This window comes from Thioalkalivibrio sp. ALE10 (assembly GCF_000381385.1).
Taxonomy (GTDB): Bacteria; Pseudomonadota; Gammaproteobacteria; order Ectothiorhodospirales; family Ectothiorhodospiraceae; genus Thioalkalivibrio.
On record NZ_KB906452.1, the window covers coordinates 273,009 to 297,766 of the forward strand.

The window sequence follows — 24,758 nt, forward strand, 5'->3', positions numbered from 1 at the left end:
CGGATTCCCGTATCCCCAACGGTGCGGATACTGGCAGAATTCGCCGCGCGGACCGGGGACTGAAAGAATCCGGCACAAGGAGCCCGCCCCCGCGTTCGCGGAGCGTTCGTGATCATCTGGACAAAGGACAGGACGGCCATGGCGAAATTTTCCTCCCCCGAAGCCGCCGAAGAGGCATTCTACGGCGCGTTCGAAGCCGGTGATCCGGAAGCCATGCGTGCGGTCTGGCAGGACACGCCCGACTGCGTCTGCATCCACCCCGGCGGCGAGCGCCTGCAGGGGATCGAACTGGTCATGGACAGCTGGGACGACATTCTCGCCAGCATGGAAGACACCGTCATACGCCGCTCCGGCCTCACCGTGCTCGGTGGCAGCGACCTGGTCACCCACGTGCTGCACGAACACCTGTACATGGGTGGAGACCTGCGCGGCGTGGTCCTGGCCACCAACGCCTACCGTTTTGACGGCCGGAGCTGGCGCATGGTGCTGCACCATGCCAGCCCCGATCCCACCACCCGCTCGCGCTGGAACCGCCGGAGCGTGCACTGATGGCCGGCGACGCGGTCGAGGCCTGCATGGACGCCTACTACCGGGCGTTCCGCGAGGCGGACATCGAACACATGATGGATCTGTGGGCCGACCGCCCCGACATCGTGTGCATCCATCCGGGCAGCCCCCGGGCGCACCGCGGCACCGCCGAAGTGATGGAAAGCTGGCTGCTGGTGTTCTCGCGCGAACTCAACATCGGCATCGAACCGCGCATCGTCGGCCGGTTCGAGACCGACGACAGCCTCGGCATGGTGATCGAGGAAGCCATCACCCGGCCGGGCGACGTGGCACCCACGGGCACCATCCTGATCAGCCAGACCTGGCGGCGCGTCGACGGCGGCTGGCGGCTGGCGTTTCACCACGCGTCTCACGGGCGACGCGCGGACCCCAGCCCCGAAGGCATGTTCGTGGCCGGCGGCGGCACCCAGACCCGGCACTGATCACCGCGCGGGCTACTCCGACCCCGCGCGCGGCTCGCACAGGTCCGGACGCTTCATCTGCAGCGCCGAGCACACCCCGTTGACCGCATCCCGCACCCGGCGCCCGCGGCCCTCCAGGACCATGTCCGCAACCTGCTGGTACAGCGGGTCCCGCCGCTCGAACAGCGCCTGCAGTCGGGCCCTCGGATCCTCCGCCTGGTTCAGCAGCGGCCGGTTGCGGCTGCGCCGGGTCCGGCGGAACTGCTCTTCCACCGGCACCCGCAGATAGATCACGAAGGCGTCTTTCAGCCGTTCCCGGTTCTCCGGCCGCTCCACGATCCCGCCCCCGGTCGCCAGGATGATCCCGTCCTTCTCCAGCAGTGCATCCAGGACCGCAGTCTCGCGCCGCCGGAAGCCCTCCTCGCCTTCGAATTCGAAGATGGTCGGGATATCCACCCCGGTACGCTTGCGGATCTCGTCATCGGTATCATGGAACGCCCGGCGCAAAAGTCCCGCCAGCCCCCGCCCGATCGTGCTCTTGCCGGCCCCCATCGGGCCCACCAGGACAATATTCTGCATGCGGGCAGGCTACCGGGACTCCGGAGCAAAAAAAACCCCGGGATCCGTGGATCCCGGGTTCGCTGTCACCCACCGGCGGGCCGCCAGGGCCCGGGCGGGTTCAGTCCAGCACGCGTGGCGTGACGAAGATCAGCAGCTCCGCCTTCTGCTCGGAACTCGCCCGGTTACGGAAGAAGTTGCCGAGGAACGGGATGTCCGCCAGGAACGGGACTTCGCGGACCTGTTCGCTGCTGTCGATTTCGTAGACGCCACCCAGGACCACCGTTTCACCGTCGCCCACGAACACCTGGGTCTCCACGGCGCGGCGGTTGATGGTGACGTCGTCGAAGACCACGTCGCCCGGTTCATCCTTGGTCACGCGGATGTCCATGATCACGTTGCCGTTCGGCGTGATCTGCGGCGTCACCTCGGTGGAGAGGTAGGCTTCGACCAGCTCGGTATTGGGGTTGCCCGCCTCGTCCTGCACGATGATCGGGATGTCCTGGCCCTGTTCGATCACGGCCGGCTGACCATTGGTGGTCACCACTCGCGGCGAGGAGATAATCTCGCCGCGACCCTCGGCCTGCAGCGCCGACAGCTCCAGGTCCAGCAGCAGACCACGACGCAGGATACTGAACCCGAACTCGCCCGCGTTGGCCGCGTCGGCCGGGAGGGAAGAGCCGAGGCGATTGGCCAGAGCCGCGTCGTCCGGGCTGCCGCCTCGCGCCTGATCTGCGCCCGTAAGCGAGCCCGTACCGGCCGCCGAGGTATCACCGCGAGTCCGCGTGCCGGTCACCCCGAAACGCGCCCCGAGATCGCGATTGAAGCTGTCTTCCGCGATCACGATGCGGGTCTCCACCAGCACCTGCTGCACCTGCACGTCCAGGTTCCGCACCAGTTCGCGGATATCCTCGATCCGGCGCTGGGTATCCTGGACCAGCAGCGTGTTGGTCCGGCTGTCGACCGTCATGCTGCCGCGTTCGGAGAGGAAGCGGTCTTCCTCGCCCCGGATCAGCTCGGCGATCTGGCCCGCCTGCGCGAAATTGATCTGCACGAACTCGGTGCGCAGCGGTTCCAGTTCCTGACGGTCGCGTTCGGCCTCCATCCGCTGCCGCTCACGGGCGGCGATCTGCTCCGCCGGCCCCACGAACAGCACGTTGCCCTCCATGCGCTTGTCCAGCCCGCGGGACTGCATGATGATATCCAGCGCCTGATCCCAGGGCACGTTGTTCAGCCGCAGGGTGATGTTGCCGTCCACGTCGTCGCTGACGACGATGTTCAGGTCGGTAAAGTCGGCCAGCAGCTGCAGGACCGAGCGGACCTCGATGTCCTGGAAGTTCAGGGACAGGCGCTCGCCGGTAAACTCGCGCTCTTCCTCTTCCCGCGCCTGACGCTCCGCCTCGGTGATCGGCGCCACCTCCAGCACGTACTGCCGGTCGCTCTGGTAGGAGACGACCTCGTACTCTCCCTCGGTGGCCACTTCCATGCGGACCCGGTCGCCCTCGGCGACCGTGTCGATGGTTTGCACCGGGGTGGCGAAGTCGACCACGTTCAGCCGCCGCTCCATCGACTCGTCGATGGCAGCCCGGTCGAACTGGATTTCGATACGGCCGGCCTGTTCACGCACATCGATGGCACCACCACTGCGTGACAGCCCCACCTCGACACGCCCCTCGCCCTGGTCGCCACGACGGAAATCGATGTCGGTGAGTTCAACCGGACGCGCGGAACGGGTCGTCCGCGGCTCGGGTTCGCCGACGCGCTCGGCCACGGCCTCGTCCTGCGCGTCGGCTTCGGTCACGCCGCGCCCGAGGGTCACGATGAAGTTGTTGCCATCCACCCGCGTCTGATACTCGGAGGGCTGCGTCAGTCCGAGCACCACCCGGGTACGATCGCCCGATTCCACCGCGGTGGCCTCCAGCAGGGGCCCCACGTTGAATTCCTTGCGACGGTCGCTCATCACGCTGCCGGCATCCGGCAGGTCGAAGGCGATCCGCGGCGGCGAATCAATCGCGAAGGCGCGGATGTCCTCGGGCGGGGTATCCGAAAACTGCAGGTTTACCTGTACCCGATCACCGCCAATACTGGCCGCCCGGATATCCTCCAGTTCCTGGGCGGAAACGCCCTGGGACGCCATGAACAGCAGGCCCGCCATCGCGGAGCCCGCCAGTGCGCGCATGGAAGATCCCATGTTCAGCCCCCTGTTGCTGTTGCCGGCATTGTGCCGATATGTCATTTCCATGTTTGTCTCTCCCGGGATCCTACCGATCTTCGGCCCGCTGCAAGGCGATGGAATTATCGCGCTCAATGTGCCCGCCGAAGGCGTCCGGAACCACTTCCACCAGCTCGATGCGGGTGGGCGTGATTTCGACGATCTGGCCGTGGTTCTGACCCATCCAGTTGCCTACCGTGACCTGCTGCACCGAGCGGTCCGGAGTCCGTACCAGGGCATAGCGCATGTTGTCGCGTTCCAGGGTGCCGACCATGGACAGCGAATCCAGCGGGTAGCTTTCCAGGTATTCCCGCGGCCGGTCCGGGTCGATTTCGGCATCGCCCGGCTCGCCCTCGTCCTCCGCGATCTGAGGTTGCTCGATCACGCTGGAGTCAAACGGTGAACGGGTATGTCCCGGATACAGGTAGGGCTCGTGGGGCTCGAGCGTCGGGATCGGTTCGATGCCCGAACCCGGCCGTTCGTGGACCTCGGCGATATAGTTGTGCAGGTCACTCTTGTCCTGGGCGCAGCCACCCAGCAGGCCCGCGCCCAGCACGGCGACCGCCAGGATCCGTACCCGGGGGCTGACGGAGATCCGACTCATCAGTTGTCCTCCAGATAGCGGTAGGTTCGCGCCTCGGCGTTCATGACCAGATCAAAGTCCGAGTCACCCGCGCGTCGGATGCGCATGTCGTGCATGGTGACCACGCGGGGCATCGAGGAGACGCCGCTGACGAATTCGGCCAGTTCCTCGTAGTCGCCCCGCAGCCGCAGCCGGATCGGCACCTCGGCATAGAAATCCCGTTCGCGATGGGAACGCGGCTCGAACAGCTCGATTTCCAGACCGGTCTGCAGCGCTGTCTGCGACACATCCACCAGCAGGCTGGGGATCTCCGCGCTGGTCGGCAACAGCTCCAGCAGCTCCACGAACATGTCTTCCATTTCCGCGAGCTGTTCGCGGTAATCGTCGAGGTTGGCCGCACGCTGCTGCTTCTCCTCGAACTCGTCACGCAGCTGCTGCTCCTCGCGCTCCGCCCGTTCAAGTTCGCTGAGCTGGTCGTCGATCACGAAATAGTAGGTGAGGCCCAGAATCACGGCGATGATCACCAGGAGGATCACCCCCTTGACGATCCAGGGTGCCTCGCCAATGTTGTTGAAATCGATCTCGTTGAGGTTCTTCAGGTCCATTGGGCAGTCTCCCTACTCGCCATTGTCCGGCCGGGTCTGCCGTGCGTCGAGGCGGAAATCCCTCACCTGGATACGGCCTTCCTCGCGGGTTTCGATGATCTGCAGGTTGGAGCTGCCCAGCCACGGGGAGTCATCCAGATTGCGCATCATCGCGGAGATGCGGGTGTTGGATTCCGACAGGCCGCGAATCTGAATACGCGATCCGTCCTGAGTGATCTCGTTGACGTAGGTGCCGTCCGGCAGGGTCACCACCATCTGGTCAAACAGGTGGACGGCCTCGGGGCGCTGCGCCTGCAGCGTCTGGATGACGTCCATCCGCGCGACGAGGTCCTCGCGTTTCTCTTCGAGTTCCTCGATCTCGGCGATCTTGCGGTCGAGTTCGCGGATCTCTTCTTCGAGCACCTGATTGCGGGCTTCCTGATGGTCGATCAGGGATTCCATGTAGGTGTAACCACCGAACGCGAGGACCACACCCACCGCAGCGGCCACGCCGGCGGAGACAAAGAATTGCTTGCGCCGCTGCTCGCGGGCACGTTCGCGCCAGGGAAGCAGATTGACAGAAATCATGATGTTTGCCCCCGCAGTGCCAGGCCGCAGGCCGTCAGCAGGGCCGGCGCATCATTGGTGAATCGCTGCTGATTGATGCGGCGGGACAGCGCCATTCCACGGAACGGGTTGGCCACGGAAACCGGCGTGGAGGTGGTTTCCTCCAGCATCTCGTCGACTCCCGGAATGGCCGCACAACCGCCGCCGAGCAGCACGTGATCGATGGTGTCCTGGGGTCGCGTCACATAGAAGTACTGCAGCAACCGCTGGATCTGATCCATCATCGTCTGCTTGAAAGGCTCCAGGACCTCGCTGACGTAATCCGCAGGGAGATCGCCGCTCATCTTCGCCGAGCCGGCTTCCTGATAGCTCATGTTGTAGCGCCGCATGATCTCTTCGGTGAGCATCCGGCCACCGAAATTCTGTTCGCGCGTGTACACGACCCCTTCGGTCTGCGACACGACATAGACCGCCGTCACCGACGAGCCGACGTCCACGATGGCCACCATCGGCTTGTTCTCCCGGTCCGGTATATGCTCCATCAGGCGCTCGGAGGCATGTTCGATGGCATAGGCCTCGACGTCGACCAGCTCCACCGAGAGCTTTGCCGCCTCGGCAATGGCGATGCGCGATTCCACGTTCTCGCGCCGCGAGGCAACGACGAGGACATCCTGCATCTGCGGGTTCTTTGCGTTGGGCCCCAGCACCTGGAAGTCGAGATTGACCTCTTCCAGGGTGTACGGAATGTACTGGTCGGCCTCGACGAACACCTGCCCTTCCAGCTCCGATTCGCTGAGGCTGGCAGACAGCTGGATGGTCTTGGTGATGACGGCCGAGGACGGTACGGCCATCGCGCATTGTTTGAGACGGGAACCGGAGCGCTTGACTGCACGTCCAAGCGCTGCACCAACCGCTTCGGTGTCCTGGCAGACCTTGTCGACCATGACACCGTCCGGCAGCGGCTCGACGGCGAATGCCTCGACCCGATATCCCTTTCCGTGTCGACCAAGCTCGAGGACCTTGACGGCCGCCGAACTGACATCAACGCCCAGCAGTGCGGGCCTGGATTTTCCGAGATTCAGCACACATCCCCCTGTATACCCCGATGATTGCAGCTGGTAGCGTTACAATCTCGAATGCTAGCAACGATTAATATACATGACGTTTTCGGGGTTGCAAATCGCTCTGAAGGCGATCCCTCACCTTCTCCCCACAAAATTTAGAGTCATGCACCGGATTGTGAAGCTTGTCACCGCTCTGGCGGCCATAACCCTGACCCTCGTGATCGCCGGCTCGGCGGCGCTGCTCGGGCTGTACGCCTATTACGCCCCGACACTACCCGAACCGGAAGCCGTACGCGAGGTGCGGTTGCAGACGCCGCTGCAGATCCGGGCGGCGGATGGCAGCCTGATGGGGGAGTTCGCGGAAGAAAGGCGCATTCCGGTGGAGATCGAGGATGTTCCCGAGCCCGTGATCCAGGCGTTTCTGGCCGCCGAGGACGAGCGGTTCTTCCGCCACCCGGGCATCGACGTCTTCGGTCTGGCGCGCGCCGCAGTCAATCTGGTGAGCACCGGGGAACGGACCCAGGGGGGCAGCACCATCACCATGCAGCTTGCCCGCAACATCTTCCTGACCCGGGACCGCACCTACGAGCGCAAGCTGCGCGAGATCTTCCTGGCCATCCGGCTGGAACAGGAACTCGGCAAGGACGAGATCCTGGAGCTGTATCTGAACAAGATCTACCTCGGGCAGCGCGCCTACGGCGTGGAAGCGGCATCGCGCGTGTATTTCGGCCGCTCGCTGGACGAGCTGGAACTCGACGAGATCGCCATCCTGGCAGCCCTGCCCAAGGCCCCGTCCACCACCAACCCGGTGACCAGCCCGGAACGTGCACGCATCCGCCGCGACTACGTCCTCGGCCGGATGCTGGACACCGGCGCCATCTCCGCCGAGGAGCACGCAGCGGCCGTGGAGCGGCCGGTCGCGTCGGAACGGCACACTGCACAGACCGAGATCGACGCTCACTGGGTGGCGGAGGATGCCCGCCGCATCGTCGTCAACCTGTGGGGAGAGGACGCTTATCGGCGTGGTCTGCAGGTGTACACGACGATCGACCCCGACTATCAGGAGGCCGCCAACCAGGCATTGCGCGCGGGACTCCTGGAATATGACGAACGTCACGGTTTTCGGGGTCCGGAAGCGCGGCTGTCCGACGACCAGATGGCCTCCGCCGACGCCCGCGAACGGGCACTGAGAAACCTGGGCATTCACGGACGCCTCCTCTATCCCGCCGCGGTGCTGGAGACCGGCGACGACGGGACCCTGCGGGTCGACGGCGGCTGCATCGGGGAGATCGAACTGACCGCCGAGGGTCTGGCGCGGGCGGATTCACCGGACCTCCGGCGAGGGGACGTCATACGGATCCGGGCGCATGAAGAGACCGGGTGGCGACTGGCACAGAAACCCGAAGTCACCGGCTCGCTGATCGCCCAGTCCCCCGACGACGGCGCCATTCTGGCCCTGGCCGGCGGCTTCGACTTTTTCGACAACCATTACAACCGGGCCGTCCAGGCACAACGCCAGCCCGGCTCGGCCTTCAAGCCGCTGGTGTATGCCCTGGCGCTGCGCGAGGGCTACCGGCCACGCAGCACGCTGGTGGATGCCCCGATGGTGTTTGATGACCCGGCCCTGGGGGCGGAATGGCGCCCGCAGAACTATTCGCGCCAGTTCCAGGGCGACACGCCGATGCAGAGCGCGCTGGCGCATTCGCGCAATCTGGCTTCGATCCGTCTGCTCGACACGATCGGCGTTGAGAACGTGCACGATCAGCTGGGACGTTTCGGGCTGGACCCGGAGCGCCAGCCGCGCAACCTCTCCATGGTGCTGGGCACCGGTTCACTCACGCCTCTGCAGCTCAACACGGCCTACGGCGTGTTCGCCAGCGGCGGGCGACTGCACAGCCCCTGGATCATCTCGCGGATCGAAACCGTGGATGGCGAGCTGCTCTATCAGGCACCCGCTCCCCGCAGCTGTGAACCGCCCTGCGACAATCCGCCCGGGCAGGACCTTACGCTGTCCACCGGCGAGACGGTTCTGCAGCAACGCGACCCGGTGCCAGTCCTGGAGCCCGGCGTCGCCTGGCAGATGAGCCGGATGCTGAAACACGTAGTGGACGCCGGCACCGGACGGCGGGCGCAGGAACTGGGCCGTTCCGATCTGGCGGGAAAGACCGGCACCACCAACGACTATCGCGACGCATGGTTCGCCGGATTCAACGGCGAACTGGTGGCGACGTCGTGGATCGGGTTCGACGACAACCGGGAGCTCGGCCGCCGCGAGAGCGGAGGGCGGGCTGCCCTGCCAATATGGACCCGCTTCATGGGGAGCGCCCTGACGGACACCGAGGAAAGCCTTCCGGAACGGCCGGACGACCTGGTACGGGTGAGCATCCTGCCCGACGGCGGGCGCGCACCCGACGCCGGTGACAGCCGTGCAACCACCGAATGGCTGCTCCCGCAGCAAATTCCCGAGCGTTCGCGCAGCATTCCGGGTGACGACCGCAACGGTCGCGGCCAGCAACCCGAATCGGTCTTTTGACGATGAGCAGCAACGGCTCCCGACTGCGTCATGAACTCGCCCAGGAAGCCGGGCGAATCCTGCTCGACGAGGGCATCCGCGATTTCGGTCTCGCCAAGCGCAAGGCCGCGGAACACCTCGGGGTGGACGCTCGCCACGACATGCCGGCGAACATCGAGATCCAGGATGCCGCACTGGAACGCAGCCGGCTGTTCGCGACCGACGAGAGCCGCCAGGCGTATCGCAACCGCCTTGCCGCGGCACTGCAGGTGATGCAGCGCCTGTCGCATCTGGAGCCGCGCCTGGTCGGACCGCTGCTCACGGGGATGATCGAACGCTTCCCGGTGATCAATCTGCACGGATTCGCCGAGACCGTGGAAGAGGTGCTGATCGATCTGGCCGACCGCGGTATCCACTGCGAAACCGGCGAGCGCCGCTACCGCAGCCGGCAGGGCCGTGAGCAGCGCGTGCCCTTCATCGCCTTCCGCGGACCGGACGACACCGAGGTCGAACTGACGATCTTTCCGCTGGACGGGATCCGCCAGGCACCACCCTCGCCGGTGGACGGCAAACCCATGGCCCGGGCCGGGGCCGGAGAAGTGGAACGCCTCCTGACGGAGGGCCGCGAGGCGGAACGCCTCTGAGGCGCCCGCACCCCTTCCGAAGCGGGAGGGGTGATTCGGTGCGTTCCCGGCTCAGTCAGCGCGACGGTAATTGACCACCGTATCGACCATCGCCGCCACGCGATCCGGATCGATCGCCGGGTGCACGCCGTGCCCGAGATTGAAGACGTGGCCAGTGTCGCGGCCGAAGCCGTCAAGAACACGCCGGGTCTCCTCGCGCACCACGGCTTCCGGGGCATACAGCACGGAGGGATCGAGATTGCCCTGCAGGGCGACACGGTCGCCGACGCGCTGCGCGGCCTCGCCGATCTCGATCGTCCAGTCCAGGCCCAGGCCATCCGCGCCGGTGTCGGCCTGCGCCTCCAGCCAGGCCCCGCCGCCCTTGGTGAACAGGGTCACCGGGACGCGACGGCCTTCGTTCTCGCGGATCAGGCCGTCGACGATACGCTGCATGTACGCCAGCGAGAATTCGCGGTAGCTGCGCGGTGTCAGCGCACCGCCCCAGGTATCGAAGACCATGACCGCCTGAGCCCCGGCGCGGATCTGCGCATTCAGGTATTCGGTGACCGCATCGGCCACCTTCTGCAGCAGCGCATGCATGGCCTGCGGATCGCCATACAGCAGGCGCTTGGTCTCGGCGAAATCGCGCGAGCTGCCACCCTCCACCATGTAGGTGGCGAGGGTCCAGGGGCTGCCGGCGAATCCGATCAGCGGTACCTGGCCGTTGAGTTCGCGCCGGATCAGACGCACCGCATCGGTCACATAGCCCAGCGAATCCTCCGGGTCGGGGACCGGCAGCCGCTCGATGGCTTCCGGGCTGCGCACCGGATCGCGGAATTTCGGTCCCTCACCGGTCTCGAAGTACAGACCCAGCCCCATGGCATCGGGGATGGTGAGGATGTCCGAAAACAGGATGGCGGCATCCAGAGGAAAACGCCGCAGCGGCTGCATGGTGACTTCGCAGGCCAGCTCCGGGTTCTGGCACAGGCTCATGAAGCTGCCGGCCTGCGCCCGTGTCTCGCGGTACTCCGGCAGATAGCGACCGGCCTGACGCATGATCCAGACGGGCGGGCGGTCCACCGGTTCGCGGGCCAGTGCCCGCAGGAGGCGGTCGTTTTCGAGTTGCTGGGCCATGCAGTCCTCAGACGCCGAGGTATTCAAGAATGCCTTCGGCGGCCTGGCGGCCCTCGAAGACGGCGGTGACCACCAGGTCGGAGCCGCGGACCATGTCGCCGCCGGCAAAAACCTTCTCGTTGGCGGTCTGGAAGGCATGCCGGCCGGACTCCGGCGCACGGACGCGGCCGCCCTCGTCGATGTCGATGCCGTGTTCGCCGAACCAGTCGGACGGTGACGGACGGAAGCCGAAAGCCACCAGCACGCGGTCGGCGGGGATCACGTACTCGGAACCCGGCACCGGCTCGGGACGCCGCCGGCCACGCTCGTCCGGTGCACCCATCCGGGTGCGCACGACCTTCACACCCTCGACCTTGTCGTCGCCCACGATCTCGAGCGGTTGCACGTTGAACTCGAAGTGCACGCCCTCCTCGCGCGCATGCACGACCTCCTTGCGCGAGCCCGGCATGTTCTCTTCGTCACGGCGGTAGGCACAGGTCACCGAGGTGGCGCCCTGGCGAATGGAGGTGCGGTTGCAGTCCATTGCGGTGTCGCCGCCGCCGAGGACCACGACCTGCTGCCCGGCCATGTCGACGAAACCGTTCTCGTCGTGCTCCCAGCCCATCACTTCGCGGATGTTGGACACCAGGAACGGCAGGGCCGGATAGACCCCGGGCAGATCCTCGCCGGGAAAGCCGCCCTGCATCGCGTTGTAGGTCCCCATGCCGAGGAAGACCGCGTCGTATTCGTCCAGCAGCGCCTGGAACTCCACGTCGCGGCCGATCTCGGTATTCAGGCGAAACTCCACGCCCATGCCCTCGAGCAGTTCCCGACGGGTGCGGATCACGTTCTTTTCCAGCTTGAACGGGGGGATCCCGAAGGTCAGCAGCCCGCCGATCTCGGGGTAACGGTCATAGACCACCGCCTCGACACCATTGCGCGCGAGGATGTCGGCACAGCCGAGACCGGCCGGCCCGGCGCCAATCACCGCGACCCGCTTGCCGGTCGGCACCACATCCGACAGATCGGGCCGCCAGCCGGCCTTCAGCGCCTCGTCGGTGATGTATTTCTCCACCGAACCGATGGTGACCGCGCCGAAGCCGTCATTCAGGGTGCAGGCACCCTCGCACAGGCGGTCCTGCGGGCACACCCGGCCACAGACCTCCGGCAGGGAGTTGGTCTTGTGCGACATCTCGGCGGCGGCAAACAGATTGCCTTCCTCCACCAGCTTCAGCCAGTTGGGGATGAAGTTGTGGACCGGGCACTTCCACTCACAATAGGGATTGCCGCAGGCCAGGCAGCGCCCGGCCTGCTGGCCGGCGGTGGCGGGATCGAACTGGCCGATGATCTCGCCGAACTCGTGGATGCGGATTTCCGCGGGGGTCTTCTGGGGATCCTGGCGCGGGAGGTCCAGGAACTGCATCGGATTGGTCGCCATGGGTCAGTCGCTCCAACGAAACGGGGTCGGGGCCACAACGGCCGGAGGGGGCCCGGCACCGGCGCGGCAGGTCATACGAGGACAACATTTGACACGGGCCCGTCCGGGGTCAAGATTTCCCCAGTGCTGCGCGGACCTTGCCGCTGACGGCACCCATGTCGGCACGCCCGAAGACCCGCGGCTTGAGTACGCCCATCACCCGGCCCATGTCACCCGGGCCCTCGGCCCCGGTCTCGGCGATGACCTCGGCAATCACCGCATCCAGCGCGGCGTCGTCGAGCGGCTCGGGCATGTAGGCCTCCACCACGTCAATCTCCGCGGCCTCACGGTCGGCGAGATCGTCGCGCCCGCCCTGACGGTACTGCTCGATGGAATCGCGCCGCTGCTTCAGCATGCGGTTGAGGATCGCGAGCACGGCGTCGTCGTCCGCGTCGCGGCGCTCGTCGACTTCGAACTGGGAGATTTCCGCCTGAATCTGACGCAGGATCGCCAGGCGGTCCCGTTCCCGGGCCCGCATGGCCTGTTTCACGTCATCCTGCAACCGGGCCTTCAGCGACATTCGGCATCCCTCCTCGCAAGGATTCATGCGCAAGCCACGGGCCCGGTCGGGCCGGGGCTCCGCGGGGTTCAGTACAGCCGCGGCCGACGGGTCATGTCGCGCGAATTCTTCTTCAGCTGCCGCTTCACCGCGGCGGCCGCCTTGCGCTTGCGCTCGGCCGTGGGCTTCTCGTAGTACTCGCGGCGGCGGACTTCGGCCACCACACCGGCCTTTTCACAGGTGCGCTTGAAACGGCGCAGGGCAACCTCGAAGGGTTCGTTTTCGCGGACTCGAACGTGCGGCATACAATCTCCGGTTACAGCATTGGTTTCGACGAAACGGTGTACGTTAAGCCATGGCCGGCACACACGCCCGCCATGCAGAACGAAGCATGATAATCCAGGACAGCCCCTTTGGAAAAGCCCGTGACTCGGGAAACGCGGATCCATGTGCACGTTCGCGCTCGAGTCGCGTTTCACGAGACGCACAGGTTCACGGGCCTGACTTACGAGCACGCGACGTGCACGCTATGATGACCCTATGGAAACCTTGAACGTCGAACTGGGCGAACGCAGCTACCCGATCCACATCGGCCCCGGCGAGGCCGCGCGGGCCGAACGTTTCGCTCCGGTGCTGGAGGGACGGCGCGTCGCGGTCGTCACCAACAGTACCGTGGGTCCGCTGTATGGCGAGCGCCTGCGCGCCAGCCTGGCCGCGGCCGGTGTGCGCGGCGAGCCCCTGTGGATCGAGCTGCCCGACGGCGAATCGCACAAGACCCTGGCGACGGTGGAACAGATCCTGACCCGGCTGCTGGAGGCCCGCTTTGACCGCGGCAGCCGTATCGTCGCACTGGGGGGTGGCGTGGTGGGCGACATCGCCGGTTTTGCCGCCGCGATCTACCAGCGCGGAATCGACTTCGTTCAGGTCCCGACCACCCTGCTCGCGCAGGTCGACTCCTCCGTGGGCGGCAAGACCGGGGTCAACCACCCGCTGGGCAAGAACATGATCGGGTCCTTCCACCAGCCGCGCGCGGTGGTCATCGACACCGACAGCCTGCAGAGCCTGCCGACCCGCGAGCTGCGCGCCGGTCTCGCCGAAGTCATCAAGTACGGCCTGATGCAGGACGCGGATTTCTTCGCCTGGCTGGAGGAACACCTCGACCGCCTGCTCGCCCTGGAACCCGAGGCGCTGGCCCACGCCATCCGCCGCTCCTGTGCCTGCAAGGCCGAAGTGGTCGCCGCGGACGAACGCGAATCCGGCCGCCGCGCCCTGCTCAACCTCGGCCACACCTTCGGCCACGCCATTGAAACCGGCATGGGCTATGGCGCCTGGCTGCACGGCGAGGCGGTAGGCACCGGCATGGCCATGGCCGCCCGGATGTCCGCGCGCATGGGCTGGCTGGCGCCGGCCGACGCCGCGCGCGCCGAGGCCCTGATCCACCGCGCCGGCCTCGACACCCACCCGCCGGCGGAACTGGATGCCGCCCGCTTCCGCGAACTGATGGGGATCGACAAGAAGGTCAGCGAAGGGCGCCTGCGGCTGGTGCTGCTGCGCGGGCTGGGCGCCGCCGAGCTGACCGCCGAGTTCGACGACCACGCGCTGCAACACACCCTCGACGAGACCGCCCGTGCCGCCTGAGACCGCCTCGATCGCCCGCACCCCGAACGGCGTCGGCCTCGCCCCGTGGGCGGCCGCCCCGGAGCGGACACGCGGCCGCCGGCATCCGGAAGACGCCCCGCGCCACCGCAGCGAGTTCCAGCGCGACCGCGACCGGATCGTGCATTCCAGCGCCTTTCGCCGTCTCGAGTACAAGACCCAGGTGTTCATCAGCCACGAGGGCGACCTGTTCCGCAACCGCCTCACGCATTCGCTGGAGGTCGCGCAGATCGGGCGCTCCGTCGCCCGCGCCCTGGGCCTCAACGAAGACCTCACCGAGGCGGTCGCGCTGGCCCATGACCTGGGCCACACCCCGTTCGGCCACACCGGGCAGCACGCCCTGAACGACTGCATGCGCGAACATGGCGGCTTTGAACACAACCTGCAGTCGCTGCGGATCGTGGACCACCTCGAGGCGCATTACGCCGACTTCGACGGCCTCAACCTGACCTTCGAGACCCGCGAGGGCATCCTCAAGCACTGCTCGCCGGAAGACGCCCGCATCCTCGGCGAGGTGGGCGTGCGCTTTCTGCAGCGCGGCCAGCCATCGCTGGAGGCCCAGCTGGCCAACGTCGCCGACGAGATCGCCTACAACAATCACGATGTCGACGACGGCCTGCGCGCCGGCCTGCTGCAGCTGGACCAGCTGATGGAAGTCCCGCTGTTCCGCGACTGCCTCGACGCGGTGCGCGCGCGCTACCCGAGGCTGGAGGCCCGCCGCGTACAGCACGAAACCGTGCGGCGCATGATCGACACCCTGGTCCAGGACCTGGTCACCACCAGCCGCCACGCGATCGAGAGCAGCAGCCCGGAATCGATCGACGCCGTGCGCGCGGAGAGCGGCCCGCTGATCCGCTTCAGCCCGGAGATGGCCGAGCGCAACCGCATGCTCAAGACCTTCCTGCGGGAAAACCTCTACCGGCATCACCAGGTCCATGGCGTAATGCACAAGGCGCGCCAGATCATCCTCGACCTGTTCGCCGCCTTCGACCGCGACCCGCGCCTGATGCCGGAGCACTACCAGCGCCACGCCCGCGCCCTGAGCGAGGATGATCCGCACGGACAGCAGCGCGCCATCGCCGACTACATCGCCGGCATGACCGACCGCCACGCCATCCGCGAACATCACCGCCTGTTCGACCTCGGCACCCTGACCTGACCGCCATGGCACTCCGCGACCAATGCCTGGAACAGCTGGGCCTGCGCACCGACCCGTTCGCGGAGGTGCCCGACGCGGACTTCCTGTACACCGATCCGCTGCTGGACGGTGTCCTGGAATCCGCGCGACAGGCGCTGGAGCATCCCGGTGCCGTGGTTCTGCTGACCGGCGACAACGGCTCCGGCCGCAGCCTGCAGCTGATGCGCCTGCTCGGCATGCTGCCCGAGGGCTACGAACTCATCGCCTTCAAGGCACGCATCAACACCCATTTCGAGTCGGTGGACCTGACCATCCGCAACTACCTGCGCTCGCAGAACGCGGATGACCCCGATCGCTCGCTGACCGAACTGCTCGCCCAGCGGGTCGTCGACGGATTCGTACCGGTGATCGCGATGGACGACGCCCACCTGGTGGGCACCGACATCGTCAACAACCTGCTGCGCATGCGCTCGGAGATCCTCGAGCAGCATGGTCGCGCACCGCGCATCGTCCTGGTCGGCGGCGCGGGACTCCTGCGCCGCCGCCTGTACCTGCCGGACCCGGGAGACGAGGACCAGCTGACCCGCCTGAGCCTGCGCGCGTTCAACCTCGAACAGACCGCCGCCTACCTGCGTCATCGTCTGCTGGCCGCCGGTGCCAAAGACCCGGATACCCTGATCCCGCGCGAGGCCGTGCAGCGCCTGCAGACCGACAGCCAGGGGCTGCCGGGCGCCCTCAACCGCGAGGCGCGGATCCTGCTGGAAGCGAAATGTCGCCCGGCACCGGGCACGGCTGCGGCCCCTGCAGGCATGTCCGCCGGAGAAGCAGCCGCCACCGATGCCGCCGACGCCGGCGACAAACAGGAAGTTGCGGAATCCGGGACGGCGCGGTCGGGAACCGAACCCGGGCCCGCCCCCGATCCCGGAGAAAGCCTCCGTGCCAGCCGCGACGGCGACGATTTCACCCCGGCCGCCTTCGCCCTGCGCGGCGAGCGCGATACCCCGGACGCCGCCGCCGGAACCACGGCGGAGGACCCGCCCCTCGCGCCGGCAGAAGCACAACCGTTCTGGAACCAGCGCTGGTTCGTTCCCGCCGTAGCCGCCACCGTGGCCTTCGGGATCGCCGCCCCGCTGCTGTGGCAGCTGCTGAGCGGCTCGCCCGAGCATGCCCCGGAACCCGAAGAACGGGTGGAACTGCCCCTGCCGGAACGCCCGGACGAGCGGGACGCGGCCACGGACCCGCCCCTCGAAGCGGAAGAGCCGTCACAGGAGATCGCCCGGCTGGAACCGGAGCCCATCCTGCCCCCGCCAGCCACCGACGAACCGGCGGAGATGCCGGAAGAGCCGGGCCCGACCCCCGACGCCGAGCCGGAACCAGAACCAGAACCAGAACCGAAACCGGAACCGGAGCCCGAGCCCGAGCCCGAGCCGGCCGATCACACCACCGAAGCCCTGGCCGACGCCGAGGGCGACGGCGAGCGCCTGCAAGGCGACCTGGAATGGCTCGAGGGTCAGGATGCCTCGCGCATGACCATCCAGCTGGTGGCCGCGCCGGACATGGACACCGCGCGCGAATACGCCGAGCGCCACAATCTCGGCGGCATCCGCTACATCCCCACCCGGACGGACGGGAACGACTACGTCGTGATCCTCGCCGGCGCCTTCCCCGACCGGGGCGCTGCGGAACAGGCGGCTGCCGAGCTGCCGGACAGCGCGCGGGACGCCGGCACCTGGATCCGCTCAATGGGTTCGGTCCAGGAGGCGGCCCGCCGCTGACACCGGCCCCGGGCAGGGCTGTCCACTCCACCTGCGCGTGTAATTGCACCCCTCCGGTTTGCCGGAACACGATCATTCCGGTATATTCCTGCGCCCCTTTTTCCAGCCTGGTGCATACGCACCACGACCGGAGGCCTATCGATGCAGCAGACCCGACTGACCGGCACCCTCCATCGCCCCGAATTCGAACGCGACAACTGCGGATTCGGCCTCATCGCACACATGGACGGGCAGGCCAGCCACTGGGTACTGGAAACTGCAATACGGGCTCTCGAACGGCTGACGCATCGCGGCGCGATCGCCGCCGACGGCAAGACCGGCGACGGCTGCGGCCTGCTGATGCGCACCCCCGAACCGTTCCTGCGCCAGCTCGCGGATGAAGCCGGCATCGCGCTGGCCGAACGCTTCGCCGCCGGCCTGGTGTTCATCAACCCCGAGGCCATCACCGAGACCCGTGCCGCAGTGGAAGACGCCCTCGACCGTGGCGGCCTGACCCTGGCCGGCTGGCGCGAAGTTCCGGTCGATCCCGACGCCTGCGGGGCGGAAGCCCTGCGCACCCGGCCGCACGTCCTCCAGCTGTTCGTCAACGCCCCGGCGGAGATGGACGGCGACGCCTTCGAACGCGCCCTGTACGTCGCGCGGCGGCGCGCCGAGATGGCGATGGCTTCGGACCCGGTGTTCTACGTGCCGAGCCTGTCGGCGCGGGTACTGTCGTACAAGGGTCTGGTGATGCCGGCCAACCTGCCGGTGTTCTACCCCGACCTGCAGCGCCCGGAGCTGGAAACCGCGATCTGCGTGTTCCACCAGCGCTTCTCCACCAACACCTGGCCGCAGTGGGGCCTGGCCCAGCCGTTCCGCTTCCTCGCCCACAACGGCGAGATCAACACCGTGCAGGGCAACCGCAACTGGGCGGTCGCGCGCCAGCACAAGTTCGCCAATGAACTGCTGCCGGAACTGTCCGAGCTGGAACCGCTGGTGAACCTGGAAGGTTCCGATTCGCAGAGCCTCGACAACATGCTCGAGGTCCTGCTGGCCGGCGGCATGGACCTGTTCCGTGCGATGCGCCTCCTGGTCCCGCCGGCGTGGCAGAACGTCGCGCACATGGATCCGGATCTGCGCGCGTTCTACGAGTACAACTCCATGCACATGGAGCCCTGGGACGGCCCGGCCGGCATCGTCCTGACCGACGGCCGCTACGCCGGTTGCACCCTGGACCGCAACGGCCTGCGCCCGGCGCGTTACGTGATCACGAAGGATCGTCACATCACCCTGGCCTCGGAGATCGGCGTGTACGACTACGCCCCCGAGGACGTGGTCGCCAAGGGCCGCCTGAAGCCCGGACAGATGCTCGCCGTGGATACCGAAACCGGCGATCTGCTGCAGCCCGAGGACATCGACCGGATCAACCGCAAGCGTCAGCCCTATCGCCAGTGGCTGCGCGCGCAGGTGCACCACCTGAAAAGCCAGCTGGACGACAACCAGCTGTTTTCCGGCGAGCCGATGCCTGCCGACCGCCTGGAGACCTACGAAAAGCTGTTCGACGTCACCTTCGAGGAACGGGACCAGGTCCTGCGCGTGCTGGCCGAAGCCGGCCAGGAGGCCGTCGGCTCGATGGGCGACGACACCCCGTTCGCCGTGCTGTCGCAGCAGACCCGTTCGCTGTACGACTACTTCCGCCAGCAGTTCGCCCAGGTCACCAACCCGGCGATCGACCCGCTGCGCGAGAGCATCGTGATGTCGCTGGAGACCTGCTTCGGCCGCGAACAGGGGCTGTTCGAGGAAACCCCGGAACACGCCCACCGACTGGTCGCGGATTCTCCGGTGCTGTCCGAGGCGAAATTCCGCGAACTGTGCAACGTCACCGACGACGCCTTCCGGGTTGAGCGCCTGGACCTCAACTACGACCGCCAGCACCACGGCCTCGAATCGGCGCTGAAGCAGCTCACCGAAGACGCGGTACAGGCGGTGCGCGACGGCGCCGTGATCCTCGTACTGTCCGACCGCGCGATCGATCGCGAGCGCCGGCCGATCCCCGCGGCGCTGGCAGTAGGCGCGGTGCATCACGCCCTGATCGCCGCACGCCTGCGTACCGATGCCAACATCGTCATCGAGACCGCCACCGTGCGCGACCCGCACCACTTCGCGGTCCTGATCGGCTATGGCGCGACCGCGATCTACCCCTATCTCGCCTACTCCGCGCTGCACGGCATGAGCGAATCCGGGGAAATCCCCGGGGTGGACGCCCTTACCCTGGCGCAGAACTATCGCAAGGGGATCAACAAGGGCCTGTTCAAGATCCTGTCCAAGATGGGGATCTCGACCATCGCCAGTTACCGCGGGGCCCAGCTGTTCGAGATCGTCGGTCTCGCCGACGAGGTTGTGGAGACCTGCTTCAAGGGCACCACCAGCCGCATCCGCGGCACCCGTTTTGCCGATATCGAGGAAGACCTGGATACCCTCGCACAGCGTGCCTGGAATCCGCGCAAGGCGCCCAAGCAGGGCGGGCTGCTGAAGTACATCCATGGCGGCGAATACCACGCCTACAACCCGGACGTGATCCAGACCCTGCACCGCGCGGTGCAGTCCGGTGACTACGGGGTGTACCAGGAATACGCAGCCCTGGTAAACGAACGCCCCGTGGCGACCCTGCGCGACCTGCTCAAGCCGCGCGAGGACATCGAGCCGATCGAGGTCGACGAGGTCGAATCCGAGGCCGACATCCTGCCGCGTTTCGACTCCGCCGGCATGAGCCTGGGCGCGCTGTCGCCGGAGGCCCATGAGGCTCTCGCCACCGCGATGAACCGCCTCGGCGGGCGTTCCAACTCCGGCGAGGGCGGCGAGGCCGTGTCCCGCTACGGCACCGAGCGGATGTCGAAGATCAAGCAGGTGGCCTCCGGCCGCTTCGGCGTGACCCCGCATTACCTGGTCAACGCCGAGGTCCTGCAGATCAAGGTCGCCCAGGGCGCCAAGCCCGGCGAAGGCGGCCAGCTGCCGGGCCACAAGGTCAACAAGATGATCGCCGAGCTGCGCTATTCGAATCCGGGCGTGGCCCTGATCTCGCCGCCGCCGCATCACGACATCTACTCCATCGAGGACCTGGCGCAGCTGATCTTCGACCTCAAGCAGGTGAACCCCAACGCCCTGGTCTCGGTGAAGCTGGTCTCCGAGGCCGGTGTCGGCACCGTGGCCGCCGGTGTGGCCAAGGCCTACGCCGACCTGATCACCATCTCCGGCTACGACGGCGGCACCGGTGCCAGCCCGCTGACCTCGGTCAAGTACGCCGGCACCCCGTGGGAGCTGGGCCTGGCCGAGACCCACGCGACCCTGCGCGGCAACGACCTGCGCGACAAGGTGCGCCTGCAGACCGACGGCGGCCTGAAGACCGGGCTGGACGTGATCAAGGCGGCGATCCTGGGTGCCGAGAGCTTCGGCTTCGGCACCGGCCCGATGGTCGCGCTGGGCTGCAAGTACCTGCGCATCTGCCACCTGAACAACTGTGCGACGGGTGTCGCCACGCAGGACAAGGTGCTGCGCATGAACCACTTCATCGGCCTGCCCGAGATGGTCATGCACTACTTCCAGTTCGTCGCCCGCGAGACCCGCGAGTGGATGGCGAAACTGGGCGTGCGCAGCCTGACGGACCTGATCGGCCGTACCGACCTGCTCGAGGTCCTGCCGGGCGAAACGCCCCGGCAGCAGCACCTGGCCGTCGACCGCCTGCTGGAGACCGGCGACCTGGACGACAAGCCGCGCTTCTGCAAGGAGCCGAAGAACGAGCCGTTCGACAAGGGCGAACTGGCCGAACGGATGGTCGCGGACATGCTCGACGCCATCGAAAACAAGTCCGGCGGCGAGCACCACTATCAGTGCAGCAACACCGACCGCTCCATCGGCGCGCGGCTCTCCGGCGAGATTGCCCGACGCCACGGCAACCAGGGCATGGCCGAAGCCCCGCTGCAGGTACGCCTGCAGGGCACCGCCGGGCAGAGCTTCGGGGTGTGGAACGCCGGTGGCCTGCACCTGTACCTGGAAGGTGATGCCAACGACTACGTCGGCAAGGGCATGACCGGCGGCAAGCTGGTGATCCGCCCGCCGGAAGGTTCGGGCTTTGCCAGCCAGGACACCACCATCATGGGCAACACCTGCCTGTACGGGGCCACCGGCGGGAAGCTGTTCGCCGCCGGTCAGGCCGGCGAGCGCTTCGGCGTGCGCAATTCCGGGGCCATCGCGGTGGTGGAAGGCGTCGGCGACCACGGCTGCGAGTACATGACCGGCGGGGTGATGACCATCCTCGGCGGCACCGGCGTCAACTTCGGTGCCGGCATGACCGGCGGCTTCGCCTTCGTGCTCGACCGGGAGAACGACTTCCCCGACCGCATCAACAACGAGCTGATCGACCTGCACCGCCTCGACACCGAGGACATGGAGGCCCATCGCAACTATCTCGAGGAACTCATCACCGAGTTCGTGCACGAGACGGACAGCGCCTGGGGCCGCCAGGTCCTCGAACAGTTCGACAGCTGGCAGGGTTCCTTCTGGCTGGTCAAACCCAAGGCGGCCGATCTCAGCGGCCTGCTCGCCAACCTGCGCCAGGCGGCCTGACCGGGCCTGCACCCCGGAGCCAGACCCGTCACGGGCCCCGCAAGGGGCCCGTTCTGTTTGCGGCCCCCTTCGCCGGACACCACTGGACGCTGCAGGCCCGCAGGTCAATACTGGGGGCAGTAACGGCATTCTTGGTACGGAGGCAGCCGATGGGAATGGCCAACGCCCGGACGTTCACACCGGTGGACGAATACCTGCAGGGAGAGCTGGAGACCGAGATCCGGCACGAATACGTCAATGGCGCCGTCTATGCCATGGGCGGGGCCAGTCGCAATCACAACCTGATTACCGGAAATCTGTTCGCTGCCCTGCACGCCGCCCTGCGCGGCGGCCCGTGCCAGACCTTCATGGCCGACATGAAGGTGCATCTGCGCCTGGGCGACGACGAGCTGTTCTACTACCCCGACGTCGTGGTCGGGTGCGACCCGGACGACCGCCACCGCTACTATCTCGAGCGCCCGCGGGTGATTGCCGAGGTGGCCTCACCGGCCACCGAACGCGTCGACCGCCGGGAGAAGCTGCTGGCCTACACCCGGCTCGACAGCCTCGCCACCTACCTGATCGTCGAGCAGCAGCGCCCGGCGGTCCAGGTCTATCGGCGAAGCGCCGGCTGGGCCGCGGGACACCTCGGCGCCGAGGACCGCCTGGAGCTCCCCGAGCTGGAATGGAGCCTGCCCGTGGAGGAGCTCTACACCGGCATCGACCCCAACGCCGTCGCCGAGGACCCCGCCCCGCCATACCGCTGACCCCGCACCTGATCGGCCGGAGGGCCGGCCTCCCACGGCCCGGGCCCGCCCCCTGTGCGGTGATGTAGGAGCGCAGCCCCCTGCGCGATCCGGCGCTCCGACCGCTATCTCCGGCGGGCCAATGGTCCCTGCGGGTGCGGGCGCGGTATTATGAACGGCCACGCCCCGCCCGGGGCGGACTCTCCCGTCCGGCGACGAGGACCATGGCAGGCCGTATCCCGCAGGCATTCATCGACGAGCTGCTCGAGCGCACCGATATCGTGGAAGTGGTGCGCCGGCGCGTCAGCCTGAAGAAGGCCGGCAGCGAATACGCCGCCTGCTGCCCGTTCCACGGCGAAAAGACCCCGTCGTTCTACGTATCCCCGCAGAAGCAGTTCTACCACTGCTTCGGCTGCGGCGTGCACGGCACCGCCATCGGCTTCCTGATGGATTACGAGAACCTCAGCTTTCCCGAGGCGGTGGAACAGCTCGCCGAGCAGGCCGGCCTGGAGGTCCCGCGCGAACACGACGACAGCCCGCGCCAGGATGCCACCGCGCCGCTGTACGCGGCGCTGGAGGCGGCGGCGGACTACTTCGTGCGCCAGCTGCGTGAGACCCCGCGCGCGGTCGATTACCTGAAGAACCGCGGCATCGACGGCGCCACGGCGCGCGATTTCCGCCTCGGCTGGGCCCCGGCATCGGGGCTGCTGCAGGCCCTGTCGGATCGTTTCTCCCCGCAGCAGCTGGTGGATGCCGGCCTCGCCGCGCGCCGCGACAATGGCGACCTGCGCGAACGCTTCCGCTCCCGCATCATGTTCCCCATCCGCGACCGGCGCGGGCGCATCACCGGCTTTGGCGGGCGCCTGATCGACGACGGCGAGCCCAAGTACCTCAACAGCCCCGAGAGCACGGTCTTCCACAAGGGACAGACCATCTACGGCCTGTTCGAGGCCCGCCGCGCGCAGACCCGGCTGGATCACCTGGTGGTGGTCGAGGGGTACATGGATGTGGTCGCGCTGGCCCGCAGCGGCTACCACCGGGCGGTCGCCTGCATGGGGACGGCTCTGGGACGCAGCCACTTCGACGTACTGTTCCGCCAGGTCGGCCACCTGACCCTGTGCTTCGACGGCGACGCCGCCGGACGCCGCGCCGCCTCGCGCGCGCTGGAACAGGCACTGCCGGTGATGCAGGGCATGCGTGAGGTCCGTTTCCTGTTCCTGCCCGAGGGCGACGACCCCGACAGCCTGGTGCGCCGCGAAGGCCTCGCCGCCTGGGAACGGCTGCTGGAGCAGGCCCTGCCGCTGTCCGAGGCCCTGATCCGCCTGCTGCGCGACGAACACCCCACCGACACCGCGGAAGGGCGCACGCATTTCGCCCACGCCGCGGTGCGCCGCATCGCCACCACGCGCGATCCGCTGTTCCGCGAACTGCTGTGCGAGCGCGTCGCCGAGGAGAGCCACCTCCCGCGCGAGCGCCTGGAGGAACAGCTGCAGGCTGCCGCCTCCGCCGACGCCGGTTCCGCACGCGGGCCCGCACCCGCGTCGGGGGCCAACGCCCCGCCGGCCCACGACCCGGAGATGACCGCCCGGCCACCGGCCGGCACCCCCTCACGGAGCGAGCCGGCCGGCGCCGGCGGTCGCCGCAGCTCGTCGCTGTGGGCCGCACTGCTCGCGCGCATCCTGCAGCATCCGGAACTGGACTGGGACACCCCCGCCCTGCGCGAGCTGGCGGCGGCCAGCGGCGAGGCCTCCGGCACCCTCGGCCGACTGCTGGAGGCCCTGGGCGAGCAGCCGCGGCCGGATACCGCGCGGCTGCTGGAGCGATTCCGCGAACACCCGCGCTTCGAACGCCTGTTGTCGCTGGCCGGCGCCGAGCTGCACGACGGCGAAGACGGGATGACCCGTCAGGTCGCACTGGACGCCGCCGACCAGCTGCTGCGGCGCCACTGCCGCGAACGCATCCGTGAACTCACCGCTTCCGGGAGTCTGGATACGGAACAACGCGACGAACTCGCGCGTCTCACCTCCATCCTGCAGGGCTGAAGGCGAGACCGCGCCGCAGTCACAGCTGCAACCCGTGACCCCTTGAAATCCCCGTTCGTG

At 67.5% G+C, this 24,758-nt stretch carries 20 protein-coding genes; 10 read left to right on the top strand and 10 right to left on the bottom strand.

Annotated features, from left to right (window positions below; translation table 11 throughout):
• Positions 1 to 138 precede the first annotated feature (138 nt).
• Positions 139 to 549 carry a nuclear transport factor 2 family protein gene (locus tag F788_RS0107770; RefSeq protein WP_019021741.1) on the top strand — a complete coding sequence of 137 codons (411 nt, stop codon included), beginning with the start codon at positions 139 to 141 and terminating at the stop codon, positions 547 to 549.
• Positions 549 to 989, top strand: a complete 441-nt coding sequence (locus tag F788_RS0107775) for a nuclear transport factor 2 family protein (RefSeq protein ID WP_019021740.1) — start codon at positions 549 to 551, stop codon at positions 987 to 989. The genes F788_RS0107770 and F788_RS0107775 overlap by 1 nt, the downstream gene beginning before the upstream one ends.
• Before the next feature lie 12 nt (positions 990 to 1,001).
• Here F788_RS0107775 and F788_RS0107780 read toward each other — a convergent pair whose 3' ends face one another.
• The 6 genes from F788_RS0107780 to F788_RS0107805 form a co-directional block, all read right to left on the bottom strand.
• Complete coding sequence (locus F788_RS0107780) at positions 1,002 to 1,547, bottom strand: shikimate kinase (protein ID WP_018870988.1); 546 nt, start codon at positions 1,545 to 1,547, stop codon at positions 1,002 to 1,004.
• Between the two features lie 100 nt (positions 1,548 to 1,647).
• A complete protein-coding gene (pilQ, locus tag F788_RS0107785) occupies positions 1,648 to 3,768 on the bottom strand; it encodes a type IV pilus secretin PilQ (protein ID WP_019021739.1) in 2,121 nt (706 codons plus the stop codon).
• A gap of 19 nt (positions 3,769 to 3,787) precedes the next feature.
• Complete coding sequence (locus tag F788_RS0107790; RefSeq protein ID WP_018870990.1) at positions 3,788 to 4,342, bottom strand: pilus assembly protein PilP; 555 nt, start codon at positions 4,340 to 4,342, stop codon at positions 3,788 to 3,790.
• Entirely contained in the window at positions 4,342 to 4,926 is a 585-nt protein-coding gene (locus F788_RS0107795; protein ID WP_018870991.1) for a type 4a pilus biogenesis protein PilO, read from the bottom strand. Before F788_RS0107795 ends, F788_RS0107790 begins: the two co-directional genes overlap by 1 nt.
• 12 nt (positions 4,927 to 4,938) lie before the next feature.
• Entirely contained in the window at positions 4,939 to 5,493 is a 555-nt protein-coding gene (locus F788_RS0107800; protein WP_019589798.1) for a PilN domain-containing protein, read from the bottom strand.
• Positions 5,490 to 6,557: a pilus assembly protein PilM gene (locus F788_RS0107805; protein WP_026279590.1), complete on the bottom strand. Its 1,068-nt coding sequence runs from the start codon at positions 6,555 to 6,557 to the stop codon at positions 5,490 to 5,492. The genes F788_RS0107800 and F788_RS0107805 overlap by 4 nt, the downstream gene beginning before the upstream one ends.
• Positions 6,558 to 6,699: 142 nt before the next feature.
• Here F788_RS0107805 and F788_RS0107810 point away from each other — a divergent pair, with 142 nt between their 5' ends.
• Together F788_RS0107810 and F788_RS0107815 are read left to right on the top strand one after the other, a co-directional pair.
• A complete protein-coding gene (locus F788_RS0107810; protein WP_019589799.1) occupies positions 6,700 to 9,069 on the top strand; it encodes a penicillin-binding protein 1A in 2,370 nt (789 codons plus the stop codon).
• Between the two features lie 2 nt (positions 9,070 to 9,071).
• On the top strand, positions 9,072 to 9,692 hold the full coding sequence (locus tag F788_RS0107815) for a hypothetical protein (RefSeq protein ID WP_019589800.1): 621 nt from the start codon (positions 9,072 to 9,074) through the stop codon (positions 9,690 to 9,692).
• A 51-nt stretch (positions 9,693 to 9,743) separates the two neighbouring features.
• On the opposite strand, the gene hemE is transcribed toward F788_RS0107815, so the two are convergent.
• From hemE to rpsU, 4 genes are all read right to left on the bottom strand, one after another.
• Positions 9,744 to 10,805 (bottom strand): uroporphyrinogen decarboxylase, encoded by a 1,062-nt coding sequence (gene hemE, locus F788_RS0107820; RefSeq protein WP_019589801.1) that lies wholly within the window; start codon positions 10,803 to 10,805, stop codon positions 9,744 to 9,746.
• A 7-nt stretch (positions 10,806 to 10,812) separates the two neighbouring features.
• The gene (locus tag F788_RS0107825; protein ID WP_019021733.1) at positions 10,813 to 12,222 is read right to left on the bottom strand and encodes an FAD-dependent oxidoreductase; all 1,410 of its coding nucleotides are present in this window, start codon (positions 12,220 to 12,222) and stop codon (positions 10,813 to 10,815) included.
• 109 nt (positions 12,223 to 12,331) lie between these two features.
• Positions 12,332 to 12,781: a GatB/YqeY domain-containing protein gene (locus F788_RS0107830; protein WP_019589802.1), complete on the bottom strand. Its 450-nt coding sequence runs from the start codon at positions 12,779 to 12,781 to the stop codon at positions 12,332 to 12,334.
• Positions 12,782 to 12,849: 68 nt separating this feature from the next.
• Positions 12,850 to 13,065: a 30S ribosomal protein S21 gene (gene rpsU / locus F788_RS0107835; RefSeq protein WP_018870999.1), complete on the bottom strand. Its 216-nt coding sequence runs from the start codon at positions 13,063 to 13,065 to the stop codon at positions 12,850 to 12,852.
• Between the two features lie 235 nt (positions 13,066 to 13,300).
• Between rpsU and aroB the strand changes: the two genes are divergently transcribed.
• The 6 genes from aroB to dnaG all read left to right on the top strand — a co-directional run bounded on the left by aroB (position 13,301) and on the right by dnaG (position 24,698).
• Positions 13,301 to 14,398 (top strand): 3-dehydroquinate synthase, encoded by a 1,098-nt coding sequence (aroB, locus tag F788_RS0107840; protein WP_019589803.1) that lies wholly within the window; start codon positions 13,301 to 13,303, stop codon positions 14,396 to 14,398.
• On the top strand, positions 14,388 to 15,575 hold the full coding sequence (locus F788_RS0107845; protein WP_019589804.1) for a deoxyguanosinetriphosphate triphosphohydrolase: 1,188 nt from the start codon (positions 14,388 to 14,390) through the stop codon (positions 15,573 to 15,575). Before aroB ends, F788_RS0107845 begins: the two co-directional genes overlap by 11 nt.
• Before the next feature lie 5 nt (positions 15,576 to 15,580).
• The gene (locus F788_RS0107850) at positions 15,581 to 17,329 is read left to right on the top strand and encodes an AAA family ATPase (RefSeq protein ID WP_019589805.1); all 1,749 of its coding nucleotides are present in this window, start codon (positions 15,581 to 15,583) and stop codon (positions 17,327 to 17,329) included.
• A gap of 141 nt (positions 17,330 to 17,470) precedes the next feature.
• Complete coding sequence (gene gltB / locus F788_RS0107855) at positions 17,471 to 21,931, top strand: glutamate synthase large subunit (RefSeq protein WP_019589806.1); 4,461 nt, start codon at positions 17,471 to 17,473, stop codon at positions 21,929 to 21,931.
• Positions 21,932 to 22,080: 149 nt separating this feature from the next.
• Entirely contained in the window at positions 22,081 to 22,677 is a 597-nt protein-coding gene (locus F788_RS0107860) for a Uma2 family endonuclease (protein WP_019021728.1), read from the top strand.
• A 203-nt stretch (positions 22,678 to 22,880) separates the two neighbouring features.
• Complete coding sequence (gene dnaG, locus F788_RS0107865; protein ID WP_019589807.1) at positions 22,881 to 24,698, top strand: DNA primase; 1,818 nt, start codon at positions 22,881 to 22,883, stop codon at positions 24,696 to 24,698.
• Positions 24,699 to 24,758 lie beyond the last annotated feature (60 nt).